Raw genomic sequence first — 16258 nt, 5'->3', positions numbered from 1 at the left:
GCTCTCCGCCCTAAGGGGCGGGGATTCCTACCACGGTCGTCTGACCGTCTCGGTGGGTTCCTGTTTCTTCGCGCTGTGCCGGGACGAGTCCCGGTCTTACCCGCGCTCCGCAGGCTGATACCGCCAGTCCGGCGGCCTTGGCGACGTTGACCGCCGCGTTGATGTCCCGGTCCAGGACGGTCCCGCACGCCCCGCACGTCCATTCCCGGACGTTCAGAGGCTTGGGGCCGTCCTTGGCGCCGCAGACCGAACACACCTGTGAGGTGGGTTCGAAGCGTCCGATGCGGTGGAAGGTGCGCCCGTACTTCGCGGCCTTGTACTCCAGCATCGCGACGAACGCCGACCATCCGGCGTCGTGCACCGACTTGGCCATGCGGGTACGAGCGAGCCCCTTGACCGCCAGGTCCTCAACGGCAACCGCTTGGTTCTCACGGATGACCTTCGTTGAGAGCTGGTGGTGGAACTCGCGCCGTGCGTCGGCCACCGCGCCGTGGGCGCGAGCGACCTTGATGCGGGCCTTTGTCCGGTTGTTGCTGCCCTTCGCCTTGCGGCTCAGGTTCCGCTGTGCCTTCTTGAGCTTCTTTTCCGCCCGCCGCAGGAAGCGGGGGCTGTCGATCTTCGTACCGTCGGAGAGGGTCGCGAAGTGCGACAGGCCGAGGTCGACACCGACCACGGCATCCGTCTCGGGCAGCGTCTCGAGATCGGTCTCGACCACGAACGACGCGAAGTACCGACCGGCCGAGTCCTTGACCACGGTTACCGTCGACGGGGTCGAGGGCAGAGCACGGGACCACTTCACTCGCACGTTGCCGATCTTCGGCAACCACAGGTCTTTGCCGGTCGTGATCTTCCACCGGGCATTGGCGGTGAACCGCACGGCCTGCCGGTTGTCCCTCAGGCTCTTGAACCGAGGCGAGCCCATGCGCGGGCGCTTGCCCTTCAACCCACTGAAGAAGTTCCGGTACGCCGTATCGAGGTCTCGGAGGGACTGTTGCAGCACCACGGCCGAAACCTCGCCCAGCCAGGCCCGTTCCTCGGTCTTCTTCGCCTCGGTGATCAGCAACTTCGACAGGTCACCGATTGTCGGGAATACCTCACCGCCTGCACGGGCGGTCTCACGGGCCCGAAGGGCATCGTTGTAGACCACCCGCGCGCACCCGAACGCACGGGCCAGCGCTGAACGCTGAGTCCCGTTCGGGTAGAGGCGGAAGGAGTACCGGAGCTGCACGCCGATCACCGTACGACAGTTGGGTCATAGCCGGCATGCAGAACATTCGTGCAGGCAGGCACTGCCCCTTCGGTACCGATTAGACCTGGTAGCCGTCCCGCTCGGTGCTCAGTCCTCGCGCAGCGCGAGCACCAGGTAGCGGTCGTCCTCGTCCACGTACCGGACCATTCGCCAGCCCGCGTCGGCCAGCAGCGGCCGGAGGTTGGGCTCTGCCCGCAGGTCGTCGTCGGCGATCTGCCGGCCGTGCCGGGCGGCGAGCGCGGCGCGTCCGACGGGGTGGAAGAGGGCCAACTGCCCGCCGGGCCGGACCGTGCGGGCGAGTTCGCGCAGGTTCGGTGCCGGGTCCGGGAGGTGGGAGATCAGGCCCGCCCCGAACACCGCGTCGAGCGCGCCGGTGCGCACCGGGAGCCGGGTCACGTCGGTCAGTACGAGTCTCGCGCTGTCGGCCCGCCCCGCGTCGACGGCGGCCGCCAGCATCGCCGGGGTCAGGTCGGCGCCGATCACCGTGCCGTTCGGGCCTACGGCGTCGCGCAGCGGGGGCAGGGCGCGGCCGGTGCCGCAGCCGGCGTCGAGGACGCTGTCGCCGGGGCGCAGGCCGAGTTCCGCGACGGCGGCGGCGTACGCGGGGCCGTCGTCGGGGAACCGGGCGTCCCAGTCGGCGGCGCGTGCGCCGAAGAACTCCTGGACGTCTTTCGGGTCGTCGCTCATGTGTCCATGATCCCGCATGTCCCGGCGGTCGTTCCGTCCCTCGATCCGGTGGTTTCGCCCTTCCTTACGGTGAAAGTTCGGTGCACTCGTTCGAACTCGGTGCGATCGTTCCAGAACATCTCTTTGTCATATTCCATCAGCTTTCGAACTGCGCCCCCAGCGTGCGCCCCTGCCCCGGCTAGCGTCCCCGAGTCATGGGACACCTGGACCACGCCACCTTCGGTTGGCTGACCCCCGTGCTGTCGTACGCGATGGCCTGCATCGGCGCCGCCCTCGGCCTGCGCTGCACCGTGAGAGCGCTGGAGGCGAGTGGCCGCTCGCGGCGCAACTGGCTGCTCACCGCCGCGTCCGCCATCGGCACCGGCATCTGGACGATGCACTTCGTCGCGATGCTCGGCTTCGGCGTCACCGGCACCGACATCCGCTACGACGTGCCACTGACCATCCTCAGCCTGATCGTGGCCATGGTCGTCGTCGGCGCCGGCGTCTTCGCCGTCGGCCACGGCCGCGACCGGATCCGCTCCCTGCTCATCGGCGGACTCACCACCGGCGTCGGCGTCGCGAGCATGCATTACATGGGCATGGCCGCGCTGCGCCTGCACGGGCAGGTGCGGTACGACCCGATGCTCGTGGCCCTCTCGGTCGCCATCGCGGTCGTCGCCGCGACCGCGGCCCTCTGGGCGGCCCTCAACATCCACGCCCCGATCGCCGTCGCGGTCGCCTCGCTCGTCATGGGCGCCGCCGTCAGCAGCATGCACTACACCGGCATGTTCGCCGTCGAGGTCCACGTCGTACCCGCGTCCACGGCCCTGCCCGGGGCCACGGCGATGCAGTTCATCTTCCCCCTCGCCGTCGGCCTCGGGTCCTACCTGTTCATCACCTCCGCCTTCGTCGCCCTCTCGCCGACCGCGCGGGAACGCGCCGCGTACGCCTCCGCCGAGCGACTGACGGAACCGGACGAGCGGGCCGTCGACGTTGCCCCGCCCGGCTTCCGGGAGACGGTCGGCAACGGTCGCGCCTGACGCGGCCCACTCCGCACGGCACCACACCCGCACGCACCCGGAACGAGAAGGCCATGCGAACTCCCCGCAACACCCCCGACGCGCACCCCGATCGGCCCGCCGACGGGCCCGCCGACGCGACGGCGACACCGCCCGCGGCCGCGGCGCGCGGCCGGCGGGCGCACGCGGGCCCACCGGCCGACGAGCCGCCGGGCACCGGGCCGTTCGCCGCCCAGCCGCCGCCCGGTGACGCCTCCTCCGGGGACCCGCGCGCCGCAGCGGGCGGCCCGGCCGCCGGGGACGGCGCCCCGCCGCCCCGTACCGGACCGCGGCGGCCCGGACTGCGCCCCAGGACCGTCCGGGCGAAGATCGTCTCGCTGCTCATGGTGCCCGTCGTGTCGCTGCTCGCGCTCTGGGGATTCGCCACCGTCACCACCGCACAGGACATCTCCCGGCTCCGGCAGCTCCAGCGCGTCGACGCCGAGATCCGCGAACCCGTCGCACTCGCCGTCGCCTCCCTCCAGGCCGAGCGGCGCGCCGCCGTACGCCAGGCCGCCTCGCCCGGCAGCGGCCGCGCTGCCGAACTCAAGGCACAAGGCCGCCGCACCGACGCGGCGGTGGCCCGGCTCCGCCTCGGCGGCGACCACACCGTCGGCGACACCGGGGACCTGCCCCACGAAGTCGGTGAGCGGGTCGGCCGGTTCGTGAAGCAGGCCGAGGCCCTGCGCTCGCTCCGCACCCGGGCCGCCGACGGGAAGGCGGACGGCGGACAGCTGTACTCCGCGTACACCGACGCCATCGCCACCGCCTTCGAGGTCGGCGGCGCGCTCACCGGCCTCCAGGACGCCCGGCCCGGCTCGGACGCGCGCGTCCTGCTCGAATTCGCCCGGGCCGGCGAGATGTTGTCCCGCGAGGACGCCCTGCTCGGCTCCGGCCAGCTGGTCGGAACCCTCAGCGCGGAACGGCTCCGCCTGTTCACCGGGGCGGTCGAGACCCGTCGCACGCTCACCGCGACCGCGACCACCGACCTGAGCGGCCCCGCCCGCACGGCCTGGCGCACACTCGCCGCACAGGACGGCTACCGGCAGCTCACCGCGGCCGAGAACCGGGTCGTTGCCGCGCCCGCCGGACGGCGGGCCGCCCAGGCGGTCCCCGCTTCGACCTGGGACGCCGCCCACTCCTCCGTACGCGACGGGCTCGCCGCCGTCGAGAGGGACGCGCGTCGGGCCGCCGCGGACCGCGCCGACCCCTTCGCGGGCGGTGTCTTCACCGCCGGTGGCGCCGCGGTCCTTCTCGGCCTGGCCGCGGTCGTCGCGTCCCTCGTCATCTCGGTACGGATCGGCCGCGGGCTCGTCGTCGAGCTGATCAGCCTGCGCAACACCGCTCTGGAGATCGCCCGCCGCAAACTCCCGCACGCCATGCGGCGGCTGCGCGCCGGCGAGGAGATCGACGTACCCGCCGAAGCACCGCCGGGCCCGGCCGCGCACGACGAGATCGGCCAGGTCGGCGAGGCCCTCGGCACCGTGCACCGGGCCGCGCTCAGCGCCGCCGTCGAACGTGCCGAACTCGCCAGCGGCATCTCCGGCGTCTTCGTCAACCTCGCCCGTCGCAGCCAGGTCCTCGTGCACCGCCAGCTCAACCTGCTCGACAGCATGGAGCGCCGGGCCGACGATCCCAACGAGCTCGGCGACCTGTTCCGGCTCGACCACCTCACCACCCGGATGCGGCGGCACGCCGAGAGCCTGATCATCCTGTCGGGCGCGGCGCCCGGTCGGGCGTGGCGCATGCCGGTGCCGCTCACCAACGTCGTACGCGCCGCGGTCTCCGAGATCGAGGACTACGCCCGCGTCGAGGTCCGGCGGCTCCCCGAGACGGCCGTCGTCGGCGCGGCCGTCGCCGACCTCACCCACCTGCTGGCCGAACTCGTCGAGAACGCGGCACAGTTCTCGCCGCCCCACACCAAGGTCCGGATCAGCGGCGAACCGGTCGGCAACGGCTACGCCCTCGAGATCGAGGACCGGGGGCTCGGCATGGGCCCGGACACCCTCGCCGAGGCGAACAGCCGGATCCGGCAGTCCGAGGCTCTGGACCTCTTCGACAGCGACCGGCTGGGGCTCTTCGTGGTCAGCCGGCTCTCCTCGCGGCACGACATCAAGGTCCAGCTGCGCACCTCGCCCTATGGCGGTACGACGGCGGTCGTGCTGCTGCCCACGGCCGTGCTCCAAGGGGCGCTCCCCCCGGGGCGGGAGGGGGCGGTCGGCGCGGCGGAAGCGGCGGACCGGGGACGGGGCCGGGTCGACGAGGCCGACCGGATCCGGATGGACCGGCTGGATCGGATGGACCGACTGGATCGGCTGGATCGGACAGACCGGACGGATCGGATGGGTCGGACCGATCCGAGGGACCCTCCGGAGCCGATGGACCAGTCCGCGCGTATGGACCGTATGGACCGACTGGATCGGACCGATCAGGCGGCTGGCCGGATCGGCCACGTCGACAGGGCGGACCGGGCGGACCGGGTGGACAGGGCGGACCGTGCGGGTCGGCCGAGCATCCCGCCCCAGGGACCGTCCGCTCCCCTCGTTCCGCCTGCCCGCCGCGCGCTGCGGGGCGGAGGGGGCGGCGCCGGGCGACCGGACGCCGGCCGTCAGGGCGCCGACGAGCAGCCACCCGCCCCCGTCACCGCACTGCCGCTGCGCGGCCGTTCGGGCGGGCCGGAGCCTGCGGACCCCCGACGGGCTGAGGCAGCCGTCGACGGCCCCGGCGGCCGGGAGGGAGCGGCCGGTCCGGACGACGCGGCCGGCAGCCTGCCCCGGCGCGTACGCCAAGCCAGCCTGGTCCCGCAGTTGCGTGAGGCCCCCCGGGCAGACCCGTCCCATGGCCGGGCGGCGGGCGCCGACAGCCGCGGCGAACGCACCCCGGAGCAGGCCAGGGACCGGATGACCGCGTACCGCGACGGCTGGACCCGTGGCGGCGGCGCGGCGCCCGGTGCAGGTGCACCGGGACGACCGTCCGGCCCGCCCGGAACCCGCCACCCCAGAACCGGATTCGGCACCGACGGCAGTGAAGGAGACGACGCATGATCGACCACGAGAGGGTTGCCCCGCACCGCTCCGGCGAGCTCGACTGGCTGCTGGACGACCTCGTCCTGAGGGTCCGCGAGGTCCGGCACACCGTGGTGCTGTCGAACGACGGACTCGCCGTCGGCGCGTCCAGCGGGCTGAGCCGCGAGGACGCCGAACACCTGGCGGCCATCGCCTCCGGCTTCCACAGCCTCGCCAAAGGGGCGGGCCGCCAGTTCCGCACCGGGGGCGTGCGCCAGACCATGGTCGAGATGGACGACGGCTTCCTGTTCGTCGCGGCGGCGGGCGACGGTTCGTGTCTCGCCGTCCTCAGCTCGGTCTCGGCGGACATCGGCCTCATCGCGTACGAGATGGCCCGGCTCGTGAAGCGTGTCGGCGAGCACCTGTACACGCCGCCGCGCGTGACCGCGACCCCGCCGGTCGCCGGTTGACCGGCGGCCCCGGACAGCTCCGGAGACACCCATGAACGACGACAGCACCGACGCCAGCGCGAGCGGCGGCAGCGGCGTGCACGGCGCTGTGCCGGGCAGCCAGTGGTACGACGCCGACGCGGGTCCGCTGGTCCGGCCGTACGCGATGACCGGGGGCCGGACCAAACCCGGACCGAGCAACGTACGGTTCGACCTCATCGCCCTCGTCGTGGTCGACGACGACCCGCCCGGCGCGGCCGAGGAATCCCTGCTCGGCCCCGAACACCGGGCGTTGCTCGCCCTGTGCCGGGCCGAGACCCAGTCCGTGGCCGAACTCGCCGCCGACGCCGACCTGCCGGTCGGCGTGGTGCGGGTGCTCCTCGGCGACCTGCTCGAATCCGGCTACGTGAAGGTCAGCCGCCCCGTACCGCCCGCACAGCTCCCCGATGAGCGGATCCTGAAAGAAGTGATCGATGGCCTCCGAGCGCTCTGACAGCATCGGTGGAGGCGAAGCGGCGGACACCACCGCCCTCGCCCTGAAGATCCTCGTCGCCGGCGGGTTCGGCGTCGGCAAGACCACCCTCGTGGGCGCGGTGAGCGAGATACGCCCGCTCCGCACGGAGGAACAGCTCAGCCAGGCGGGGCAGTCCGTCGACGACACGGGTGGGGTCGCCCAGAAGACCACGACGACGGTGGCGATGGACTTCGGCCGCATCACGATCCGCTCGGGCCTGTCGCTGTATCTGTTCGGCACGCCTGGCCAGGACCGGTTCTGGTTCCTGTGGGACGAGTTGTCGCAGGGCGCCCTGGGTGCGGTGGTGCTCGCCGACACGCGGCGGCTCGAGGACTGCTTCCCGGCGGTGGACTACTTCGAGCACCGCCGCATCCCGTTCGTCGTGGCGGTCAACTGCTTCGCGGGCGCCCGGAACTACGGCGCGCACGAGGTCTCCCAGGCGCTCGACCTGGACCGCGGCACACCGGTCGTGCTGTGCGACGCGCGGGACCGCGACTCGGGCAAGGAGGTCCTGATCCGCCTGGTCGAGTACGCGGGCCGTATGCACACCGCGCGATTGCTGGATTCGGTCGGCTAGCCGCTCTGTCGGACGGGAACTTCCGGTGGCGCTTGCCCTGTTCACGACAGTGAGTAAGGCTTACGCGGGACACGCGGCGCCCGTGATCCGGGGCCGCATCAACGGGGAGGACCGAACATGGCGCTGGACAAGGGGCTCGACTGGCTCCTCGACGACCTGACGCGGCGGGTGGAGTACATCCGGCACGCACTGGTGCTGTCGAACGACGGGCTGGTCACGGGCGCGAGCGCGGGGCTGGAGCGGGAGGACGCCGAGCACCTCGCCGCGGTGTCGTCCGGGCTGCACAGCCTCGCGCGGGGCTCCGGGCGGCATTTCCGGGCGGGCAGGGCGCGCCAGACGATGGTGGAGTTCGACGACGCGATGCTGTTCGTGACCGCGGCCGGCGAGGGCAGCTGCCTGTGTGTGCTGAGCGCGGCGGAGGCCGATGTCGGCCAGGTCGCGTACGAGATGACGCTGCTGGTCAACCGGGTCGGCGAGCACCTCGGGGTGGCAGCGCGGCAGCCGGGCGTGGCGGGGATCGCCGATCTCTGAGCAGCCGACTGCGGGCCGAGGTTTTCCACAGGCTCGACGCGACCCCTTCACTCTGCGCTACGGTCGTCACCGAGAGTAATCGTCGCTCGCGGGGAGGACCGCCATGACCACGACCGAGAGCAAGGCCTTGGAAGCGCAGGCAGCGGGCCCGGTATCGGGGCCCGGGGCAGCGGCGCAGCGGCTGGAACTGAAGTGGGACGAGTTCGAACTGGCCGTCCAGATGGGACTGGTGCGCACGGTCGAGGCGACCGGGGCCCGGATCAGGGTGGAACAGCAGGAGCTCGACCGGCTAGGGGCGGCACCGGACTTCCCGAACGGGCTGCGTGAACGTGTGCGGGCAGTGGGCACGGCGGAGGCCGCCCAGCTGCTCTCCGTCTCCTCCGACCGCTTCACCTGGCTTGCGCGGACGGGACACGTCAGTCCTGTGCGGTTCTACTTGAACCGCTACAACACTGTGGTCTGGCTCTATCTCGCCGGAGAGCTGCGGGAGTTCGTCGAGGCGCACGCCGAGCTGTTGACCGCGAGGATGGGGCGCGAAGCCCGCGACCGCCGGATCGCGGGCGAGGACCGGCGCCCGCGGAACTGGCGGGCCCGCCGCCTGGGACTGCTGCTCCGGGGCACGGACGACCCGTGGGAGCGGGCCGCGGCGATCGCGTCCCTGCTGGATCCGGTGCAGCTGGCCGAGGTCGTGGGCGATCCGTACGAGCGGTCGTTCCTGCTCCGGCTGCGTCCGCCGCTGCCGACCGGGCTGCCGGACGGCGCGTCGGCCCGGGAGATCGCCGACCGGCTCATGGTGGCCGACGATCCGGACGAGATCCTGTGGCACCGGATGAGTCTCGCCCTCGCGCTGGACGAGGCCCGCGCCCTGCAGTCCGCCCCACGCCCCGCGGCGAGGCCACCCCGGCCGGCCGCTCCACCGCCACCCGCACCGAGGCCGGTGGCGGGTGCGGCGGGACGGGCCAGAGAGTCGGTACGGCCGCCGGCGAGCCCGCGGAAGCTGCTGACCCGGCTGCGTCTCCGCCGGCCGCGGACGGGGCCGCGGCCCCCGGAGGTCGGGCGATGACGCGGCGCGCGTGCGGGGCTGGGTGGGGGAGGGGAGCATGGGCGCATGTTGTTGGTGCGTCTCGCGGATGTCTCCCATCAGGTCGCCGCCACCTCCGCGCGGTCGGAGAAGATCGCCGCGCTGGCCGGGCTCTTCGCCGAGGCGGCGCCGGAGGAGAGCCCGCTGGTCATCGCCTATCTCTCCGGGAGTCTGCCGCAGGGGCGGATCGGGGTGGGATGGAGCGTCCTGAAGCACGCGATCCCGCCCGAGGTGCCGGCTGCCGAACGGCCCGCGCTGACGCTGGCCGGAACGGACGCGGCGATGTCGGAGCTCGCCGCCGTGGCGGGGCCGGGATCGCAGGCCGAGCGGATCCGGCGGGTGCGCGAGCTGATGGCGGCCGCGACCCTCCGTGAGCAGGAGTTCCTGCTGCGACTGCTCGGCGGGGAGGTACGGCAGGGCGCGCTCGACGCGATCGCCCTGGAGGGCGTGGCGCGCGCCGCCGGAGTGCCGGCCGACGCGCTGCGCCGGGCGGTGATGCTGGAGGGCTCGCTGCCGAGGGTCGCCCGGGCGGTGCTCGCCGAGGGGCCGGCGGCCCTGGCGGAGTTCTCCCTCCGGGTCGGCAGCCCGGTGCTGCCGATGCTCGCCCACACGGCGGGGTCGGTGGGCGAGGCGATCGACACGCTCGGGCCCTGTGCGGTGGAGGAGAAGCTCGACGGGATCCGGATCCAGGTGCACCGGCTCGGGGAGGACGTACGGGTCCACACCCGTTCCCTGGACGACATCACCGCCCGGCTGCCGGAGGTGGTCGCGGTGGCCCGGGGCCTGGCCGCCGACTCGTTCATCCTCGACGGTGAGGTGATCGCCCTGGGCGCGGACGGGCGCCCGTCGGCCTTCCAGGACATCGCCTCCCGCGTCGGCTCGCGGGTGGACGTCGACACGGCCCGCGCCGCGCTGCCGCTGTCACCGGTGTTCTTCGACGTCCTCACCCTGGGCGGCGAGACGCTCATCGACGAGCCGGGGCAGCACAGGCACGCGGCGCTCGCCCGGCTGCTGCCGGAGGAACTGCGGGTGCGCCGCACCGTGGTCGACGATCCCACGTCCGCCGTACAGAAGGAGGCCGCCGAGGAGTTCTTCGCCGAGACCCTGCGCAGAGGCCACGAGGGCGTCCTGGTGAAGGCGCTGGACGCCCCGTACGTCGCGGGCCGCAGGGGCCGCAGCTGGCTGAAGGTGAAACCCGTCCACACGCTCGACCTCGTGGTCCTCGCCGCCGAGTGGGGGCACGGCCGCCGTACCGGCCTGCTCTCCAACCTGCACCTGGGCGCGCGGTCCGCCGACGGAGGGTTCGTGATGCTGGGCAAGACGTTCAAGGGGCTCACCGACGAGGTTCTGAGCTGGCAGACCGAGCGACTGCGGGAACTGGCCGTCGAGGACGACGGGTTCACCGTCCGGGTGCGGCCCGAGCTCGTCGTCGAGATCGCGTACGACGGCCTCCAGCGTTCCTCCCGCTACCCGGCGGGGGTGACGCTCCGGTTCGCCCGGGTCGTGCGGTACCGGCCGGACAAGCGGCCGGACGAGGCGGACACGGTCGACCGGATCACGGCCGGCGGCTGAGCACAGCTCACCTTGCGCTCGGCGCTGCTCACCCGCCGCGGCTCACTCGCCGCTGGTGTACCGGCGGCGGGCCCACAGTGGAAGCACGTACCAGCAGAGGAGGTACCAGGTCACCAGACCCGCCACCAGCCAGGGCACGTACGCGGAGTCGGTGGCGAAGCGGAGCACCAGCAGCAGGGCCGTGCCGAGCGTGGCCAGCAGCAGCGCGAGTCCCACCGCGATCAGCCGGCCCGCCCACCGGACGGCCTGCGGCTTGATGCGCCGGCCGGCCACGATCCGGTGGAAGGACACCGGGCCGATCAGCGCGCCCGTGGCGGCCGAGCCCAGGCCCAGCGTGGCGATGTAGAGGGCGAGGTCGGTCGACGACAGTTCGACGAAGCGCGGCGCGAACACGACGGTGAGCAGGAAGCCGAGCAGGATCTGCACGCCCGTCTGGGCGACGCGGATCTCCTGCACCAGTTCGGTCCACCGGCGGTCCGCGCGCTCCTCGGGGGTCTCGTGCCGGCCGCGGGTCAAGCCGTCCCCGTCCCCGTCGGCCGCCTGCCCGCCCGGACGGTCTTCCCCGGTCTGTCCTTGTTCCTGCCCGGACATGCCGCCTCCTGGGTCTCGGTTCCCATCGAGCCTCTACCCAGAGGGGGCGCTCCGCGCGCCGTCGCGGGGCCGTCCGGGTGAGGGCTCGCGACCGGGCGGGGTCGGGGCGATGCTTGAGGGGTGATTGGGAGGAGATGAGCGACGTGGACGACCGACACATCGACACCGATGTCACGGTGCAGCTGAGCAACTGTTCCGGCGACGACGCGCGGGCGGTGTTCGAAGCCCTCGACCGGGTCTACGCGGTCGAGGACGTGCCCCCACCCGAGGCCCCGCGACAGGTGCCCGCGCCCACCGTGTGGATGGCGACCTTCGACACGGCGGCCGGACGCGGTGCGGCGGCCCGGCCCGGCCACCTGACGGCAGAGGTCCCGGTGCTGCTGACCGGCGGGTACCACGCGGTCGACGAGATCGAGAAGGTCCTGGCGCAGAGCTTCGACGTGCGGTCGCTGGAGTCGGTCTCCGGGGATCAGGAGACCGAGGCGCGCCTCCTCCTCGCCTCCCGCTGAGCGGCCCGGTGGAGGGAAATGCCCGGTCAGGGCGGGAGTGAGGTGACTCACACGGTAGGGGTGGAGAAGTCCGGAACACGGAGCCATGGTTTATCGTTCATGTTTATGTGGCCGTGAAGGTACGGCGCGCCCGCCCCTCCCCCCCCCCGGGTGAGGCAGCGCTCTTCCGGTCACGACACACGGCCCCGGCTGGAATCCCCCGTCCAGTCGGGGCTCTGTCGTTCGCGTGGACGAGACCCCGGACGGCCCTTGAGCCCCATCGACATGTCCCAGCCGACCACGCCGGGTCCGGGTCCCGGAGCCCGGCGCGTGCCACACCCGCGTCAGGCGCCGAGCCAGAGGTCCGGGCCGAACACCTCGTAGTGGACGTCGGCCGGGGCGACGCCCCGCGCCAGCAGGTCGCCGCGGACGGCGCGCATGAAGGGGAGCGGGCCGCAGAGGTACGCGGTGGTGCCGGCCGACAGGTCGAGGAGGCCGACCTCCGCGCGTCCCGCGCGGGCGTCGGTGTCGCCCGGCTCCTCGTACCAGAGGTGCAGCCGGGCGTCGGGCAGCTCCGCGACCAGGCGGAGCAGTTCGGCCCGGTGGGCGTGCGCGGCGGGGGAGCGGTCGGCGTGCACGACGGTGACCGGGCGGGTGGAGCCGGTGGCGGCCAGGTGGCCGAGCATGGCGAGCATCGGGGTGCTGCCGATGCCGGCCGAGGCGAGCAGGACCGGCCCGTCGCCCTCGGGCAGGACAAGGTCGCCGAACGGGGCCGACACCGTCAGGACGTCGCCGGGCGCGGCGTGGGCGTGCAGCCACGACGACACCTCGCCCGCCGGGTCACCGTCGATCCGCTTGACCGTGATCCGCCAGAGCGGACTGCCGGGTGCGGAGGAGAGGCTGTACTGGCGTATCTGCCGCGCCCCGTCGGGGAGTTCGACCTGGACGCTGACGTACTGGCCCGGGCGGAACGCGCCGGCCGGCGAGCCGTCGGCGGGCCGCAGCAGGAAGGAGGCCGTGTCCGGCGTCTCCTCCTGCCGCTCGACGATCTCCATCGAACGCCGGACCTCGCCGTCCGGGACCCCGGTCTCCTGGTAGAGCCGCGACTCCAGGGCGATGAGCGCGTTGGCCATCAGCCAGTACACCTCGTCCCACGCGGCGGCGACCTCGTCCGTCACGGCCTCGCCCAGGACCGCCACGATCGCGGCGAACAGGTGCTCGTGCACCACCTTGTACTGGTCGGCGGTCACGCCGAGGGAGGCGTGCTTGTGCGCGATCCGGCCGAGCATGACGTCCGGGCGGGTCCCGGGGTGCTCCAGGAGTGCGCCGGCGAAGGCCGCGATCGAACCGGCCAGCGCGCGCCGCTGGTCGCCGGTGGCCTGGTTGCCGCGGTTGAACACGTCACGCAGCAGTTCGGGGTGGGCGGTGAAGAGTCCCGAGTAGAACCGCTCGGTGATCTCGTCGAGGTGGGCTCCGACCACGGGAAGCGTGGTGCGGACGACCGGGGTGGCCTGCTCGGAAAGCATCGGGACTCCATATCTGGTAGATGATCTGCGTATTTAAGGCCGTGAGGGATCACGGATCGAACGGGTGGTGAGGAAATCGCGGTGCCGCGGGGCTCAGTCGGTGCGGCGCCCGCTCAGGGACACGAGGACGGGGCCGGTGGGGGACTCGACCAGGTTCGCGACGGTGAGCGGATCGAGCGTGCGGTAGAACGCCTCCTGTGCGGACCGGAGGGCTCCACGCAGCCGGCACGCGGCGCGCAGCGGGCAGGGTGGATCGCCCTCGCAGGCGACGACCTCCTCCTCGCCCTCCAGCGTCCGCACCAGCCAGCCGACCGAAGCCCGTCGGCCCACGTCGGTCAGGGCGAGCCCGCCGCCGCGACCGCGCCGCGCCTCCACGACGCCGAGGTGCTGCAGCCGGGTGACGACCTTGGCCATATGGGCGTACGGCACGGCCATCGCCTCGGCCACCTCGCGGGTGGTGGCCGAATCGTCCTGCTCGGAGACCGCCAGGCGCATGACGGCACGCAGCGCCAGGTCGGTGAACTTCGTCAACCGCACGAGAAGACCGTAGCAAACCGGCATGTGGGATTCGTATTAAGGGTGCCCCGAGGCTGCCGGGCGCCCTGAGGGAGACCAGGGGAGGAGCCGAGGAAGCCTCTGAGGGGCCGCCTGTGGGGCCGCGGCCTGTGCGTCAGCGCGTGCGTGCGCGCAGCGCCGACAGGGCCCGGTCGGCGTGGGCGCTCATCCGGAACTCGCTGCGGACGACCTCCAGCACCGTCCGGTCCTGGTCGATGACGAACGTCACCCGCTTCGTCGGGGCGAGCGAGAAGCCGCGCTGCACGCCGAAGCGGGAGCGGACCGCGCCGTCCGGGTCGGAGAGGAGGGGGTAGCCGAGGCTGTGCTTGTCCGCGAACTCCTGCTGGCGGTCGACCGGGTCACCGCTGACGCCCACCGGCTGCGCGCCCGCGGCCCTGAACTCGGCGGCCACGTCGCGGAAGTGACAGGCCTCTGCGGTGCAGCCGGGGGTCATGGCAGCGGGGTAGAAGAACAGGACGACGGGTCCGTCCTGGAGCAGTTCGCCGAGGGTCCGCACCGTGCCGGTCTCGTCGGGCAGACTGAAGTCCTCGACGACGTCACCGATCTTCATCCGACTCGCGCCCCTTCCGGCCGCCCGCTCCCTGCGGGACGCCGTGACCCTACCGGAGGGTAGTCGCCCGGTCGATGCCGGGCGAGGCTCAGATTCCGGTACGCGCGGCCAGCACCGCCAGGACCTGCTCGCCCCAGCGCAGGTTCTCCTGCTCGAAGGAACGGCCCCGCATCAGCGTCAGGTACGGCCCGATCCGCTCGGCCTCCCGCAGGTACAGGGCCTCGTCGCGGCCGGCCAGCAGGTGGTCCCGGAGCCGGTCGAAGCGGGCCAGCCGCGCCCGCGTACGGTCCAGGTGCTTCTCGACGCTGTTCCGTACGGCCTCGGCGTCGCCCTCGTCGACGGCCTGGATCTGCACCATGAGCTCGTCGCGGATCGCCGTCGGCCGCGGATCGGCGGCCGTGAAGGCGTGCAGTTCCTGCCGCCCCTCCTCGGTCAGCCGGAACAGCCGCTTGTTCGGCCGTCGCTCCTGCTGCACCACACGCGCCGCCACGAGACCGTTCTCCGCCAGCCGGTCGAGCTCCCGGTACAGCTGCTGCGGCGTGGCCGCCCAGAAGTTGGCCACCGAGACGTCGAAGATCTTGGCCAGGTCGTACCCGGAGGACTCGCCCTCCAGGAGGGCGGCCAGCACGGCGTGCTTGAGAGACATCCGGGCACGTTAGCACTCTGACGATTAATCGATTCCGCACCTAGTCCGGGACGCCACGGCGTCGACCGTCTCAGCCGGTGTGCAGGATCCGGAAGCGGTCGGGCTCCGCCGGGTCCCGGTCGACGACCTGCACGGGCGGCCAGGCCCACTGCCACACGCCGATGCCCGGCGTGCGGGAGAACCGGATCGGCCCGCGGGTGCCGTCGACCGCCACGCGCGGCCACGCCCCGGCGACGGCCGCCGGGTCCGTGCCGTGGGCACGCAACACCTCGGCGAGCACGGCGACCGTGTCCCATCCCTCGTACGCGACGAACGAAGGTGCTTCGCCGAGCCGCTCGTGCAGTTCCTTCCCGACGCGTTCGCCGAGCGGGCCGAAAACCTCGGGGAGGTAGCGCAGGAAGGGGACTCCGGCGCCGTCCGCACCCAGCTCCGCGGCCCATCCGGCGAACTCCGGCTGTCCGGCCGGAGCGCCGATCAGGATCTCCGCGAGCCGCTCGTCGCCCCGGACGGCCCTCACGATCGGCACCGCCGGCTCGGGGGTGCCGACCAGCAGGAGGAGCGCCGTCGCGCCGTGCTCGACGAGCGCGTCGCACAGGGCCTCGGGCGTCAGCGCGTTGGCGTCGAGCTCGACGACCGTGCCGCCGCGAGCGGCGAGATGCTCCCGCAGGAGGCGCGTCCCGGACGCCCAGTAGACACTCGGCTGGGTCACCACGGCGACCCGGTCCCGGCCGGCGCCGAGCAGGAAGTCCGCATAGATCCGCCAGCCGTGGGACTGGGCCGGGGCCACCCGCGCGACCCACTCCGTCGGCTCCTCGGTGAGCGCGTCGAGCACCGCGGACGAGCAGAGGAACGGGACGCCGAGGGCGTCGGCACGCGCGGCGGCGGCGCGGGCGACGACGCTGTGGTACTCGCCCGTCACGGCGGCCACGCCCAGGCCGGCCAGTTCGTCCACGGCCGCCGCGGCCCGCTCCGGATCGGCCGCGGTGTCCCGGACCACCAGCTCCAGCGGCCGGCCGTCGACCCCGCCGGCGTCGTTGACCTCGCGCACGCCGAGTTCGAGCCCGGCCAGCAGGTGCCGGCCCGCCTCGACCCAGCCGGGCCGGGTCAGCGGGACGAGAGCTCCCAGGAGGACGGACGGCGAGGGCGGCGTGGCCGGCGTGTTCATCGGGTTACGTC

17 protein-coding genes are annotated in these 16258 nt (G+C 73.0%); 9 read left to right on the top strand and 8 right to left on the bottom strand.

Annotated elements, in window-relative coordinates:
• Positions 1–10: 10 nt before the first annotated feature.
• A complete protein-coding gene (locus R2D22_RS02165) occupies positions 11–1228 on the bottom strand; it encodes an RNA-guided endonuclease InsQ/TnpB family protein (protein WP_318109548.1) in 1218 nt (405 codons plus the stop codon).
• Positions 1229–1336: 108 nt separating this feature from the next.
• A complete protein-coding gene (locus tag R2D22_RS02160; RefSeq protein WP_318100658.1) occupies positions 1337–1936 on the bottom strand; it encodes a class I SAM-dependent methyltransferase in 600 nt (199 codons plus the stop codon).
• 194 nt (positions 1937–2130) lie between these two features.
• Between R2D22_RS02160 and R2D22_RS02155 the strand changes: the two genes are divergently transcribed.
• The 8 genes from R2D22_RS02155 (at position 2131) to R2D22_RS02120 (ending at position 10705) form a co-directional block, all read left to right on the top strand.
• Entirely contained in the window at positions 2131–2958 is an 828-nt protein-coding gene (locus tag R2D22_RS02155; RefSeq protein WP_318100657.1) for an MHYT domain-containing protein, read from the top strand.
• Between the two features lie 53 nt (positions 2959–3011).
• Complete coding sequence (locus R2D22_RS02150) at positions 3012–6020, top strand: sensor histidine kinase (RefSeq protein ID WP_411976961.1); 3009 nt, start codon at positions 3012–3014, stop codon at positions 6018–6020.
• Entirely contained in the window at positions 6017–6451 is a 435-nt protein-coding gene (locus R2D22_RS02145; protein WP_318100655.1) for a roadblock/LC7 domain-containing protein, read from the top strand. Before R2D22_RS02150 ends, R2D22_RS02145 begins: the two co-directional genes overlap by 4 nt.
• Before the next feature lie 31 nt (positions 6452–6482).
• Positions 6483–6923 (top strand): DUF742 domain-containing protein, encoded by a 441-nt coding sequence (locus R2D22_RS02140; protein ID WP_318100651.1) that lies wholly within the window; start codon positions 6483–6485, stop codon positions 6921–6923.
• Complete coding sequence (locus R2D22_RS02135) at positions 6904–7521, top strand: GTP-binding protein (RefSeq protein ID WP_318100649.1); 618 nt, start codon at positions 6904–6906, stop codon at positions 7519–7521. Before R2D22_RS02140 ends, R2D22_RS02135 begins: the two co-directional genes overlap by 20 nt.
• 117 nt (positions 7522–7638) lie before the next feature.
• The gene (locus tag R2D22_RS02130) at positions 7639–8052 is read left to right on the top strand and encodes a roadblock/LC7 domain-containing protein (protein ID WP_318100646.1); all 414 of its coding nucleotides are present in this window, start codon (positions 7639–7641) and stop codon (positions 8050–8052) included.
• Between the two features lie 103 nt (positions 8053–8155).
• Positions 8156–9115 carry a DUF6397 family protein gene (locus tag R2D22_RS02125; RefSeq protein WP_318100644.1) on the top strand — a complete coding sequence of 320 codons (960 nt, stop codon included), beginning with the start codon at positions 8156–8158 and terminating at the stop codon, positions 9113–9115.
• A gap of 45 nt (positions 9116–9160) precedes the next feature.
• A complete protein-coding gene (locus R2D22_RS02120) occupies positions 9161–10705 on the top strand; it encodes an ATP-dependent DNA ligase (RefSeq protein ID WP_318100641.1) in 1545 nt (514 codons plus the stop codon).
• 42 nt (positions 10706–10747) lie between these two features.
• On the opposite strand, the gene R2D22_RS02115 is transcribed toward R2D22_RS02120, so the two are convergent.
• Positions 10748–11296, bottom strand: coding sequence for a DUF6328 family protein (locus tag R2D22_RS02115; protein WP_318100638.1), 549 nt, complete (start codon positions 11294–11296; stop codon positions 10748–10750).
• 134 nt (positions 11297–11430) lie between these two features.
• On the opposite strand from R2D22_RS02115, the gene R2D22_RS02110 reads away from it, so the two are divergent.
• A complete protein-coding gene (locus R2D22_RS02110; protein WP_318100634.1) occupies positions 11431–11805 on the top strand; it encodes a hypothetical protein in 375 nt (124 codons plus the stop codon).
• Positions 11806–12128: 323 nt separating this feature from the next.
• On the opposite strand, the gene R2D22_RS02105 is transcribed toward R2D22_RS02110, so the two are convergent.
• From R2D22_RS02105 to R2D22_RS02085, 5 genes are all read right to left on the bottom strand, one after another.
• A complete protein-coding gene (locus R2D22_RS02105) occupies positions 12129–13310 on the bottom strand; it encodes a globin domain-containing protein (protein ID WP_318100632.1) in 1182 nt (393 codons plus the stop codon).
• 93 nt (positions 13311–13403) lie between these two features.
• Entirely contained in the window at positions 13404–13847 is a 444-nt protein-coding gene (locus tag R2D22_RS02100; RefSeq protein ID WP_318100630.1) for an RrF2 family transcriptional regulator, read from the bottom strand.
• Between the two features lie 133 nt (positions 13848–13980).
• Complete coding sequence (locus R2D22_RS02095) at positions 13981–14436, bottom strand: peroxiredoxin (protein WP_318100628.1); 456 nt, start codon at positions 14434–14436, stop codon at positions 13981–13983.
• Positions 14437–14524: 88 nt separating this feature from the next.
• Positions 14525–15082 (bottom strand): PadR family transcriptional regulator, encoded by a 558-nt coding sequence (locus tag R2D22_RS02090; RefSeq protein WP_318100625.1) that lies wholly within the window; start codon positions 15080–15082, stop codon positions 14525–14527.
• A gap of 70 nt (positions 15083–15152) precedes the next feature.
• Entirely contained in the window at positions 15153–16247 is a 1095-nt protein-coding gene (locus tag R2D22_RS02085) for an ABC transporter substrate-binding protein (protein ID WP_318100623.1), read from the bottom strand.
• Positions 16248–16258 lie beyond the last annotated feature (11 nt).

This window comes from Streptomyces sp. HUAS YS2 (assembly GCF_033343995.1).
Taxonomy (GTDB): domain Bacteria; phylum Actinomycetota; class Actinomycetes; order Streptomycetales; family Streptomycetaceae; genus Streptomyces; species Streptomyces solicathayae.
The sequence above is the reverse complement of the archived record's forward strand: the minus strand, read 5'-3'. Positions and strand labels throughout refer to the sequence as shown.